This window comes from Pseudomonas ovata (assembly GCF_003131185.1).
GTDB lineage: Bacteria > Pseudomonadota > Gammaproteobacteria > Pseudomonadales > Pseudomonadaceae > Aquipseudomonas > Aquipseudomonas ovata.
Genome location: NZ_QFFU01000005.1, coordinates 98664 through 110761, shown reverse-complemented (window position 1 = coordinate 110761; position 12098 = coordinate 98664). Strand labels below are relative to the sequence as shown.

Genomic DNA, 12098 nt, shown 5'->3' with positions numbered 1-12098 from the left:
CTGTGATGGCATTTAAAATCTGCGAAACGCTGAAGATTTACGACTGCTGACGCAGCCGGTCGCGGGCAAGCGCGCTCCTACAGCCGAAGCGCAACCGGGGTTGGCCCTTATTTGAGCAGCGTCCAGCGGCCGTCCTTGACGGTGATCAGTTCGCGGCCGCGGTCATCGAAGCCGCTGTGGTCCTCGGCGCTCATGCTGTACACGCCCTGGGTGCCGGGCAGCTCGCGGGTCTGCTCCAGCGCATCGCGCAGCGCGGCGCGAAACTCCGGCGTCCCCGGTGCGGCTTTCTGGCTGGCGATCGGGATGGCTTTTTCCAGCAGCAGGCCGGCGTCGTAGACGTTGGCGCCGAAGGTCGCCGGGGTCTGCCCGTAGGCGGTCTTGTAGGCGTCGATGTACTGGCGGGCGATGGCCTTGGACGGGTGGTCATCGGGCATTTCGTCCAGCACCAGCATCAGGCTGGCGGCCAGGATGGTGCCTTCGACCTTCTTGCCACCCAGTTGCAGGAACTGCTCCAGCGCCGCGCCATGGGTCTGGTACATCTGGCCCTTGTAGCCCTGGTCGAACAGCGTGGTCTGTGGCATCACCGCCGAACTGCCGGGGGCGGCGATCAGCACCGCGTCCGGGCGCGCCATCAGCACTTTCAGGCCCTGGCCGGTCACCGAGGTGTCCTGGCGCTGGAAGCGCTCACTGGCGACGATCTTGAGACCGTTCTTTTCGGCCAGCGCGCCCATGACCTTGGCCCAGTTCTCACCGTAGGGGTCGGCCGTACCAATGAAGCCCAGGGTCTTGATGCCGCGCTTGAGCATGTCTTGCATCAGCGCCTGGGCAATCAGGTCATCGTTCTGGGTGGTCTTGAACACCCATTTCTTCTGCTCGGTCATCGGCAGCACCACCGCTGCTGTACCGACCGGCGCCAGCATCGGCGTGCCGGAGGCGGCGGCAAACTGGATCACCCCCATCGCATTGGGCGAACCGCTCGGGCCGATGATGGCGTCGACCTTTTCTTCATCGACCAGCTTCTTGAAGGCCTTGACCGAGGCGGTCGGGTCGCTGCCGTCGTCCAGCGAGATGTAGCGCACGGTCTGTTCGCCCATTGTGGTCGGCATCAGCGCCACGCTGTTTTTCTGCGGGATCCCCACTTGGGCGATCGGCCCGCTGGAGGAAGTGATCACACCGATCTTCACCTCGGCCTGACTTGTGGGGGTCCAGCCCAGGGCCAGGCCGGCAGCGCCGGACAGCAAGGCGGCGGTCAGTAGTTTTTTCATCACAGTCTCCATTGAACGGAAGTCGGCCAGGGCGTCGAGGGCACCAGGAAGTCAGGGGATCGATAGCAGGTTGCGTGCCAGTGACTGGCGCGCACCGAGGCTGGGCGCGGTCTGGCAGGGCGTGGCGATGAGGGAAGTGAAGACGGCGAAACGGCGCGGCCAGACAGGGCGAAAAGCACTGAAATCAAGGCGTTGAGCAGGTTTTTTGAGCGGATTTTTTCAGGCATTTTTATGCTCTTTTTTGGCGGAAAATTTTTTATTTGGTGAATCTTTTTGTCTATTTCTGCACAGGGCTGAGCATAGTCGTCCGCTGCGACTATTTGAATCTATTTTTTGGTGGTTTCTTATATCTATATGTTTTTAAAGAAAAAATAGTTTTTTAATGGCCATTTTACGGTTTTAACGGACTGCGCCCTTTCGGTGCCAAAGCCAAAATCACGCACCAAAAAGGTTTTGAATATTCCATTGAAAATTCAGTTGACGATTCAAGTAAATTTGAGCGATGTTTGAAAAAAGCCGGACGCCAGCGGGCAATCGGTTCGAACGAGGTAGCGCAAATGACGATCGTCGTGGAACAACTCTCTATGGGTGGCAACGGCCCAAGGGTCATGGTCAAGGACACCCTTGACGTGAAGGGCGTGGCCACCCGTGCCTCCAGCCGCGCTCTGGACAGCGCCGTGCCCGCCACCGCCAATGCCGAGGTGGTCGATCATCTGCTGGCCGCCGGCTGCCGCCTGATCGGCAAGACCAGCCTGCATGAGCTGGCCTTCGGCACCACCGGCATCAATCGCCATACCGGCACCGCGCTCAACCCGCGTTTCCCCGAGCAAATTCCGGGCGGCTCATCGAGCGGTTCGGCGGCGGCGGTCGCGGCGGGCCTGGCCGATTTCAGCCTGGGCACCGACACCGGCGGTTCGGTCCGCATTCCGGCCTGCTGCTGCGGCGTGTTCGGCTTCAAGCCGACCTTTGGCCGCGTCAGCCGCCGTGGCGTGATGCCTGCACACACCAGCCTTGATTGCGTCGGTCCGTTCGCGGCCTCGTTGCCGATGCTTGAAACCGCCATGCAGGCCATCGACCCCGGCTACCGGCCGGTGACGCCGCCGGCGCAGGTGCGCCTCGGTGTGATCGACGTGCCGGCCAGCGAAGCGGTGCATCAGGTCATCGATGCCGCACTGGCCGCCAGTGGCCAACCGCTGAGCCGGGTCGAATTGCCTTCTTTCAAGGCGGCTTATGAGGCCGGAATGGTGGTGATCAACCGCGAAACCTTCGCCGCCTGCGGTCATCTGCTGGCAACCGGACAGGTCGGCGACGACATCGCCGGGCGCCTGGCCGCCGCCGGTGCCACCTCGGAGGCGGCGCTGGCCGAAGCCGAAGCGGTGCGCCGCCAATTCACCGCTGAAGTGGACGCCGCGCTGGCCGCGCATGACGTGCTGGTGCTGCCGACCATGCCGGACTTTCCACTGCGCCTCGATGAAGCCGCCGACACCCGTGCGGTGCTGGGCATGACCGCTCTGGTCAGGCCGTTCAACCTCTCCGGCCATCCGGCCCTGAGTATTCCGCTGGGCAGCCCGCACGGCTTGCCGGTCGGCCTGCAACTGGTCGGTGCCAAGGGCGCCGACGAAGCCTTGCTGGCCGCCGCAGGCTTGCTGCTGCAACGCCTTTATAGCAATCGGACCTGATCATGGAGCCTCTCATGAATTCCCTCACCGTGCCGGCTTTAGACCCCGCCGCTCACCTGGCCTCGGGCGCTGCGTTCGACGCCTTGCTCGAGACCATTCGCCACCGCGCCCGTGAGGGTGAGTTCGATCGCCAGCGGCATATTTCCACCGACATCATCGACGCCTTCAAGGCCCATGGCGTGTACCGCGCCCTGGTGCCCAAGCGCTTTGGCGGGTGCGAATGCTCGCCGGCACAGTTCTGCGAAATGATCGAGCGCATCGCCCACGCCGACGGTTCGGCCGGCTGGGTGGCCAGCTTCGGCATGAGCCCTGTGTACCTGGCCGCCTTGCCACTGGACACCCTGGCACAGGTGTACGCCAACGGTCCCGACACGGTGTTTGCCGGCGGCATCTTCCCGCCGCAGCCGGCCGAGGTCGTCAGCGGCGGCTTCAAGGTCAATGGCCGCTGGAAGTATTCGAGCGGCTCGATGGGCGCCGACCTGATCGGCGTCGGCATTGCCCCGAAAAACGGTGACAAGCTCGACCTGCCACGCCTGGCGGTGATGCCGCAAAGCCGTGCCCGCATCGAACAGACCTGGGACACCGTGGGCCTGCTGGGCACCGGCAGTCACGACCTGGTGGTCGAGGATGTGGTGGTGCCCGAGGAGTGGACCTTCGTGCGCGGCGGCGCGCCGAACCTGACCGAGCCGTTCTTCCGCTACCCGTCGCTGTCGTTCGCCACCCAGGTGCTGTCGGTGGTCGGCCTGGGCGTGGCCCGCGCCGCGCTGGACGAACTGGCGGGCATGGCCTCGGGACGGATCTCGGTCACCGGTGCCCCGGCACTGGCCGACCGCCCGCTGGCGCAGGTGGATGTGGCCAAGGCCGAGGCCGCCTTGCGCGCCGCCCGTTCGTTTTTCTACGAAGCCATCGATCAGGCCTGGGCCCATGTGCTGGCCGGCGACCCGGTGCCGGCCGAGGCCACCAACCTGCTGCGCCTGTCATCGACCCACGCCACCCGGGTGGCGGCCGAAGTGGCGCGCACCGCGCAAATGCTTTCGGGCATGAGCGGCGTGTACAACACCAGTCCCCTGGCACGCTGTGTCAACGACGCGCAAGTGGTCACCCAGCACGCCTTCATGGGCGACATCACCTACCAGAACGCCGGAGCGATGTTCTTCGGCAAACAGCCCATGCCGGGCTACCTGTAACTGTTCGAGGAACGAGTCATGAGCGAGAAAAAGAGCCTGCGTGTGCTGTTTTGCATGGGCATCAACCAGAACTTCTTCGACGCCGCGCGCGAAGAGCAATTGCAGGTGTGGGCGGCGTTCAGCGCCATGTGGAACGGCATCCATGACCTGCCCGGCGTGAGCGTGCTGGGCAACATGGACGACGACCAGGGCATGGTCGGGCCGTCCGATGGCTTTCCGTGGACCACGTACCTGCTGGCCGATGTCCCGGACATCGAGACTGTGCATGCCGCCTGCAACCTGTTTCGCAGCACCGCCGTGGGCGATGGCCCGTACAAATTGTGGCGCTACGCCAAGGTTGAGGCCCGCGTGGGCCGTGAACTGATCATCCAGCGCACCTGAGTACGCCGCCATGAGCCTGAGCCCGACCGATGAGCTACGCCTGCGCCGTTTCGAAAGCGAGCACGCCGTGCGCGCCTGCATGAACCGCTACATGGTGCTGTGCGACGCCCTGGACGAACACACTCCGCTGGATGAACTGGCCGCGCTGTTCACCACCGACGCGGTGTGGGAAGGCAAGGGCGCCCGCTACGCCAAGAGCTTCGGTGGTTATCGCGGCCGTACGGCCATCGCCGCAATGTTTGCCGGCTACATGCAGCCACCGGCGCACTTTGCGCTGAACGTGCACTTTCTGACCAGCGAACTGATCGAGGTGGACGGTGAGACGGCGACCGGCCGCTGGGTGATGTTGCAGACCAGCACCTTTGCCAGTGGTGCCTCACACCTCAATGCCGCGCGGCTGAACGTGCGCTTTGCGGTCGAGGACGGGCAGTGGCGCATGGCGCATTTCACTACCGAAAACCTGTTCGGCCGCCCCGTGAGCGGCTGGAACAGCGACGCGCCCTTGCCGGTCCCCGACCGCCAGGCGCAGTGAACCACACCGCATTCTTGAACGGTCGGCCAGCAGAGCCGACGAGGAGACACCGTGACTAACCTGATTCCCGCTGTGAACCTGGCGGTCGACCCCGCCGAGCTGGTCAAGGCCGACCGCGTCCACACCGCGCTGTACACCGACGCGGCGCTGTTCGATGCCGAGCTGCAGAAGATTTTCTACAGCACCTGGGTGTGGGTCGCCCACGAAAGCGAGATCCCCGACGCCGGCAGCTACAAGAGCACTTACATCGGCAAGCAGCCGGTGATCGCGGTGCGCGACCGCAAGAAGGCCGTGCATGTGCTGCTCAACCGTTGCCGCCACCGCGGTGCCACCGTGTGCGAACACAAGAAGGGCAAGGCCAACAGTTTTGTCTGCCCGTACCACGGCTGGAGCTACGGCCTGGACGGTTCGCTGCGTGCCATTCCGCACCCGGAAAGCTACGCCGACTGCATCGACAAGGCCGAGCTGCCGCTGGTCAGCCTGCGGGTTGAAAGCTACGCCGGCATGATCTTCGCCACCTTCAAGGACGACATCGAGCCGCTGGTGGACTTCCTGGGCCCGGCGAAAAAGTGGATGGACCTGTTCATGAAGCAGGGCGCCGGCTACGGCATCAAGGTGCCGGGCGAACACCGCTTCCGCTTCCCCGGTAACTGGAAGATCCAGCTCGAAAACACCACCGACGCCTACCACTTCCCGTTGGTACACAAGAGCTTTCTGTCGTCGGTCGACGAGCAGACCCTGGAGCTGTTCGACTTCGTCAAGGGCCCCGGCTACGTCGAGGACCTGGGCAACGGCCACAGCGTGATGGTGATGATTCCCGACCTGATCGACCTGGAAGCGGACCTGGACAAACCGATCCCCGAGCGTTTCGAGGCCCTGGCCGCCGAGCTGCGTGACGAAGGCCTGGAAGAGCAGCAGGTGCGCCGTATCGTACGCGCCGTGGGCGGCACCGGCTTCAACCTCAACCTGTTCCCCAACGTCGCCTGTTCGATGGCGTTCTTCCGGGTGCTGCAGCCGATCTCGGTGACCGAGACCGAGATCCATCACTCGGTGATCACCATGGACGGCGGCCCGGCAGCGGCCAACCGCTACCGCCTGCGCCTGCACGAGCACTTCCAGGGCCCGATGGGCTTTGGCACCCCGGACGACTCCGAGGCCTGGGAGCGCGTGCAGAAGGGCGCCAGTGCCGGTGAAGAGCTGTGGATCATGCTCAACCGTGGCCTGCCAGGCGAGCAGCCCAGCGAAGACGGCCGGGTGTCCGACGTCAGTGCCGAGACCGGCATGCGTGCGGCGTACCAGCAATGGAAAAAGATGATGTCGGCCTGAGCCCGGAGAACCCCATGAACATTCAACTGCTGCAAGAAGTCACCGCTTTCATCTGGGCCGAAGGCGACATGCTCGACCACGGCGAATTCGACACCTGGCTGAACCTGTGGAGCGACAAGGGCACCTACATCATCCCGATCGACCCGCGCGAAGAAGACTTTGAAAACACCCTCAACTACGCCTACGACGATCACCACATGCGCAAGCTGCGCGTGCAGCGCCTGACCGGGGGCGAGTCGATCTCGACCAGCCCGCAGCCACGCACGGTGCGCACGCTCTCGCGTTTCCGCGTGCTGGTCGATGATGGCCAGAACGTCACCGTGCGCTGCGCGCAGAACGTGCGCGAGTTCCGCAAGGACAGCCTCAAGCACTACAGCGCTGACCTGGTCTACGAACTGGTCCGCCATGAAGGCAGCTTCAAGATCCAGCGCAAGCTGGTCCGCCTGATCAACAGTGACGATACCCTCGCGGGCATCGGCTACATCCTTTAAGGAGCCCGACCATGAACCAGGTTGCATTGGTGACAGGGGCCGGGCAGGGCCTTGGCTTGAGTTTCTGTGCCCGCCTGCTTGAAGCCGGCTATCACGTCGTGGTCAGCGACCGCGACGAACAGGCCGCGATCAGCGCCGCCGCGCAGCTCGACAGCAGCGGCGAGCGGGTCCTGGCGGTGCGCCTGGACGTGTCGAGCAAAAATGATTTCGAGCAGGCCCTGGCCCAGGTGCTGGCGCGTTTCGGCGCCCTGCATGTGGTGGTCAACAACGCGGCGGTGACCAAGACCACGCCGCTGATGCAGATCAGCCCCGAGGAATTCGACGCGGTGGTCAGCGTCAACCTGCGCAGCGTGTTTCTCGGCTGCCAGGTGCTCGGCGCACACCTGGCCGAGACCGGCTACGGGCGGATCATCAACATGGCCTCGCTGGCCGGACAGAACGGCGGCACCGCCACCGGCGCGCACTATGCCGCCAGCAAGGGTGCCATCGTGACCCTGACCAAGATCTTCGCCAAGGAATTCGCCGCCCGCGGGGTCACGGTCAATGCCATCGCCCCAGGCCCGATCGAGTCACCGGCGGTGCATGCCGCGGTGCCGGCCGAGCGCCTGGCCGGCCTCATCGGCAATATCCCGGTGCAGCGCCTGGGCGATGCGGATTTTCTCGGCGACCTTATCGTGCAACTGGCAAGGCCTGAAGCCTGGTTCACCACCGGGGCGACCTGGGACGTGAACGGCGGCCTGTTCATGCGCTGATTGATCGGTGCCCAACCCAAGGAATTAGCCATGAATGAACAACTGTTGAATGTCGTCATCAGCAAGCGCCAGGTGCAGGGCGATGGCGTGGTGGTGCTGGACCTGACCCGCGCCGATGGCGCGCCCTTGCCGCTGTTCGAAGCCGGCGCGCATGTGGACATCCACATCGCCCCGGGCCTGGTGCGCCAGTATTCGCTGTGCAGCGACCCGGCCGATGTCAGCCTGTATCGCCTGGGCGTGCTGCGTGACCCGGCCTCGCGCGGCGGTTCGGTCGGCGTACACGACACACTGCTCGAAGGCCGGTCGGTGCAGATCAGCACCCCGCGCAACCTGTTTCCGCTGGTGGCCGGCGCGCGGCGCTCGATCCTGCTGGGCGGCGGCATCGGCATCACGCCGATGATCGCCATGGCCTACGCACTGCAACAGCGCGGCGAGGATTTCGAACTGCATTACTGCGGCCGCTCGCGCAGCCGCAGCGCTTTTCTGGAACAGCTGCAAGCGGCGCCGTTTGCCGACAAGGTCATCACCCATTTCGATGATGAAGGCGCCGGGCAGAACCTGGACCTGGTCAAGGTGCTGGGGCAGGGCGAACGCGGCGTGCACATGTACACCTGCGGGCCTTCGGGCTTCATGGAGTGGGTCATCAACGGCGCGCGCCAGCAAGGCTACGCCGAGGACCACATCCACAAGGAGTACTTCCAGGTCGAGGTCGACGCCAGTGGCGAAAGCTTCGAAGTGGTCGCGGCGCGCAGCGGCAAGACCGTGCAGGTCGCCGAGGGGCAAAGCATTCTCGACGCGCTGGCCGGGGTCGGCATCAAGATCGAGATTTCCTGCGAGCAGGGCGTATGCGGCACTTGCCTGTGCGATGTGCTCGAAGGCGAACCGGACCACCGCGATGTGTACCTGACCGACGAGGAGAAAGCCGGCAACGACCAGATCCTGGTGTGCTGTTCGCGGGCCAAAACAAAAAAACTCGTGCTGGATATCTGAGGAGAACGACCATGGTCGACGTAACCGATTTTCGCAATGCCATGGCCCTGCTGGGCGGTGCCGTCTCGGTGATCACCACTGACGGCCCTGCCGGGCGCTGCGGCTTTACCGCGTCTGCGGTGTGCAGTGTCACCGATTCGCCACCGACGTTGCTGGTGTGCATGAACCGCACCTCCAACTCCAATGCCCAGTTCAAGGCCAACGGCACCCTGTGCGTCAACGTGCTGACCGGTGCGCACCAGGAACTGTCCGGTGCGTTTGCCAACAAGGCGCTGAGCATGGAGCAACGCTTTGCCAGCACCGCCTGGACCACGCTGGAAAGCGGTGCGCCGGTGATGCTCGAAGCGCTGGTCAACTTCGATTGCCGCATCGCGCAGGTGCACGAAGTGGGCTCGCACAACATTTTCTATTGCGAGATCCAGAGCCTGCGCCAGGGCGGTGCCGAGGAAGGCCTGGTGTACTTCAACCGCGCCTACCACCGCCTGGGCAGCCTGTAGCGACCATCGGTCGCGAATGCTGCCTGTCGGGCGCTGGTGATATTGAGCGTGCCGGCCTGTTCGCGACTTCCCGGCTGAAGCCGGTCCTACAACACATCAATAAAACACCCCGGCATGTCGCCATGCCGGGCCGGGGCCTGACCCCGTCTTTCGCGAGCCTTTGCCATTAGAAGCATGCCGCGGATTCGCCTGCCGAGTTCCGCTTCGTTGATCTGCTCACAACACATAAAAAAACAGCCCACGGGCTGACAGGAGCCGTCACATGTTGTCCTCGTTCATTGCACGCAGCATTGGCATCACCAGTGCCTTGGGTCTCGGCATGGGCATGGCCCACGCCGATGTCTGGCAAGACAGTCATCTGAAAGTCGACATGAAAAACCTCTGGCTGGACCGCAACTTCACTGAGAGTGGCGCCGCCACCAGCAAGGTCGGCAACTGGTCGCAAGGTTTCGACCTGCAGTTCACCTCCGGCTACACCGAAACGCCGCTGGCCTTCGGCCTGGACCTGGATGCCCAGTACGCGTATGTGCTGGACTCCGAAGGCAACGACGGCACGTTGCCGTATGACCGCATCAACGGCATCCCGGACGACTACAGCCGTGCCGGTGCCACGCTGAAGATGAAGTACTCGCAGACCGAACTGAAAGTCGGTGACATGCGCCCGGAGCTGCCGATCGCCTGGCATGACCCCAGCCGCCAGCTCGACACGATCTACCAGGGCGCGGTGATCGAGAGCAAGGAGATCCCCAACCTGACCCTGACCGGCGGGCGCTTCTGGTCGGCAGTGACGCGCGAGTCGTCGGACCACGAGAAGTTCTACAAGTACGGTTCGACCGACAACCTCGACAGCAAGGGCCTGGATTTTGGTGGCGCCACTTACAACCTGTTGCCCAACCTGCAGGCCAGCTACTTCTATGGCGTGATGCATGACATCTACCAGCAGCACTACTACGGCTTGATGCACCAGGCCGACCTGGGCAATGGCTACAGGTTGCGCACCGATGTGCGCTGGTTCGACAACAACGAGGACGGCCAGGCGCTCAACGGCGAAATCGACAACCGTGCGCTGTCCACGGGCCTGGCCCTGACCAAGGGCGGCCACCGTTTCAGCGTGGCCTACCAGCGCATGTACGGCGACAGCATCTTCCCGACGCCCAATGGCTATATCCCGCAGTTCTACCTGCTCAACTGGGCCAACCAGCCGTTCATGCGCCCGCAGGAACGCTCGGTTGGCCTGGGCTACAGCTATGACTTCGCCGGCCTTGGCGTGCCGGGGCTGACCTTCAGTACCCGCTACATCAAGGGCAAGGACATCCAGCGCGCCGGCCTGTCCGACGGCCACGAGAACGAACGCGACCTGGCCCTGCGCTACGTGGTGCAAAACGGTCCGCTCAAGGGCCTGGGCGTGGAGTGGAAGAACTACCTGGTGCAGCAGAACTTCGGCGATGACTTCCAGGAGAACCGGCTCTACACCACCTACACCTGGAAGCTCTGGTAGATCCCCCACGGATGGCCTGTAGGAGCGCGCTTGCCCGCGACCGGCTGCGCAGCAGTCGTAAAATCTGCGAAACGCCTCAGATTTACAGCTGTGAACACGTCAAAAATCTGCGAAACGCCACAATTTTACGACTGCTAACGCAGCCGGTCGCGGGCAGAGCGCGCTCCTACACCCCCGCGCTTGAATGGAGCACTGTTGAATGACAACACACAGCACCCCGCCCATGCGGCGCATCGTGGTCGCTTCGGTGATCGGCAATGCGCTGGAATGGTACGACTTCTTTCTCTACGGCACCGCGGCCGCGCTGGTGTTCGGGCCGTTGTTCTTTCCGGCCGGCACGGACCCTGTGCTCGGCACGCTGGGGGCCTTTGCCGGCTTTGCCGTGGGCTTTGTCGCCCGCCCGGTCGGCGGCATCATCTTCGGCCATGTAGGCGACCGGCACGGGCGCAAGCTGGCGCTGGTCATCACCCTGGCGATGATGGGCCTGGCGACCTTCCTCATGGGGTTACTGCCCACCTATGAGCAGGCCGGTTACCTGGCGCCGCTGGCGCTGGTGCTGCTGCGCCTGGTGCAGGGCGTGGCTGCCGGCGGCGAGTGGGGCGGCGGGGTGCTGATGCTCAGCGAGAACGCCCCGCCGGGCAAGGCCGGCTTCTATGCCTCGTTCAGCCAGCTCGGGGTCAGCGGCGGTTTTGTGCTGTCGGCCGGGGCCTTTTACCTGGTGCAGCTGCTGCCCCAGGACAGCTTCATGAGCTGGGGCTGGCGTATCCCGTTCCTGGCCAGCGTGCTGATCTTCGGCGTCGGCCTGTACATTCGCCATCGGCTGCCGGAAAGCCGTGCCTTCAACGAACAAAAAACATCGGCCACGCAACACCTGCCCGTCATGCAGGTGTTGCGTGAGCACCCCAAGGCGGTGTTGCAAGCCATGGGCCTGCGCCTGGCGGAAAACGGCGGGGCTTACATCTTCCTGTCGTTTTCCATGGCCTATGCCAAGTTCAGCGGGCTGTCGACGCAGATCGTGCTGATGGGCGTGATGCTGGCCATGGTGCTGGAGGCGTTCAGCATCCTGTTCTGGGGCTGGCTGTCGGACATTGTCGGGCGCCGGGCGGTGTACGCCTTCGGCTCGCTGAGCCTGGTGGCGCTGGCCTTTCCGTTCTTCTGGCTGTTCGACACTCATGACCCGCTGCTGGTGTACCTGGCGCTGGTGCTCGGCCTGCCGGTCAGCCACGGGGCGATGATCGGCACCCAGCCGGCCTTGATGGCCGAATTGTTCCCGACCCATGTGCGCTACACCGGGTTGGCCCTGGGGCATGAAATCGCCTCGATCTTTGCCGGCGGCTTTGCCCCGCTGATCGCCACCGCGCTGTTTGCCACGGTGCATGCGGTGTGGCCGGTGTCGGTGATGCTGCTGCTGTTCGGCACCGTGACCAGCCTGACCCTGTTGACCATGTCGCGTCATGCCCACGCGTCCCCCTCGAAACCTGCCCCTGCGCTGGAGTGACC

12 protein-coding genes are annotated in these 12098 nt (G+C 64.0%); 11 read left to right on the top strand and 1 reads right to left on the bottom strand.

Annotation, left to right across the window (positions count from 1 at the left end; genetic code table 11):
* Nucleotides 1–107 precede the first annotated feature (107 nt).
* Nucleotides 108–1265, bottom strand: a complete 1158-nt coding sequence (locus DGA31_RS09125; protein WP_197977070.1) for an ABC transporter substrate-binding protein — start codon at nt 1263–1265, stop codon at nt 108–110.
* A 557-nt stretch (nt 1266–1822) separates the two neighbouring features.
* Between DGA31_RS09125 and DGA31_RS09120 the strand changes: the two genes are divergently transcribed.
* The 11 genes from DGA31_RS09120 to DGA31_RS09070 all read left to right on the top strand — a co-directional run bounded on the left by DGA31_RS09120 (nt 1823) and on the right by DGA31_RS09070 (nt 12096).
* On the top strand, nt 1823–2944 hold the full coding sequence (locus tag DGA31_RS09120) for an amidase (protein ID WP_109512314.1): 1122 nt from the start codon (nt 1823–1825) through the stop codon (nt 2942–2944).
* Nucleotides 2945–2958: 14 nt separating this feature from the next.
* Nucleotides 2959–4131, top strand: coding sequence for an indole-3-acetate monooxygenase (iacA, locus tag DGA31_RS09115; RefSeq protein ID WP_109512313.1), 1173 nt, complete (start codon nt 2959–2961; stop codon nt 4129–4131).
* An 18-nt stretch (nt 4132–4149) separates the two neighbouring features.
* Entirely contained in the window at nt 4150–4512 is a 363-nt protein-coding gene (locus tag DGA31_RS09110; RefSeq protein WP_056839979.1) for a hypothetical protein, read from the top strand.
* A 10-nt stretch (nt 4513–4522) separates the two neighbouring features.
* Nucleotides 4523–5044, top strand: a complete 522-nt coding sequence (locus tag DGA31_RS09105; RefSeq protein ID WP_109512312.1) for a nuclear transport factor 2 family protein — start codon at nt 4523–4525, stop codon at nt 5042–5044.
* A 51-nt stretch (nt 5045–5095) separates the two neighbouring features.
* Nucleotides 5096–6370 carry an aromatic ring-hydroxylating oxygenase subunit alpha gene (locus tag DGA31_RS09100; RefSeq protein ID WP_056839977.1) on the top strand — a complete coding sequence of 425 codons (1275 nt, stop codon included), beginning with the start codon at nt 5096–5098 and terminating at the stop codon, nt 6368–6370.
* Nucleotides 6371–6384: 14 nt separating this feature from the next.
* Complete coding sequence (locus tag DGA31_RS09095; protein ID WP_056839976.1) at nt 6385–6861, top strand: aromatic-ring-hydroxylating dioxygenase subunit beta; 477 nt, start codon at nt 6385–6387, stop codon at nt 6859–6861.
* A gap of 11 nt (nt 6862–6872) precedes the next feature.
* Complete coding sequence (locus DGA31_RS09090) at nt 6873–7613, top strand: SDR family NAD(P)-dependent oxidoreductase (protein ID WP_109512311.1); 741 nt, start codon at nt 6873–6875, stop codon at nt 7611–7613.
* Between the two features lie 30 nt (nt 7614–7643).
* A complete protein-coding gene (locus tag DGA31_RS09085; protein WP_109512310.1) occupies nt 7644–8603 on the top strand; it encodes a PDR/VanB family oxidoreductase in 960 nt (319 codons plus the stop codon).
* 11 nt (nt 8604–8614) lie between these two features.
* Entirely contained in the window at nt 8615–9100 is a 486-nt protein-coding gene (locus DGA31_RS09080) for a flavin reductase (protein ID WP_056839973.1), read from the top strand.
* A gap of 262 nt (nt 9101–9362) precedes the next feature.
* Entirely contained in the window at nt 9363–10598 is a 1236-nt protein-coding gene (locus DGA31_RS09075; protein ID WP_109512309.1) for an OprD family outer membrane porin, read from the top strand.
* A gap of 199 nt (nt 10599–10797) precedes the next feature.
* Nucleotides 10798–12096, top strand: coding sequence for an MFS transporter (locus DGA31_RS09070; protein WP_056839971.1), 1299 nt, complete (start codon nt 10798–10800; stop codon nt 12094–12096).
* Nucleotides 12097–12098 lie beyond the last annotated feature (2 nt).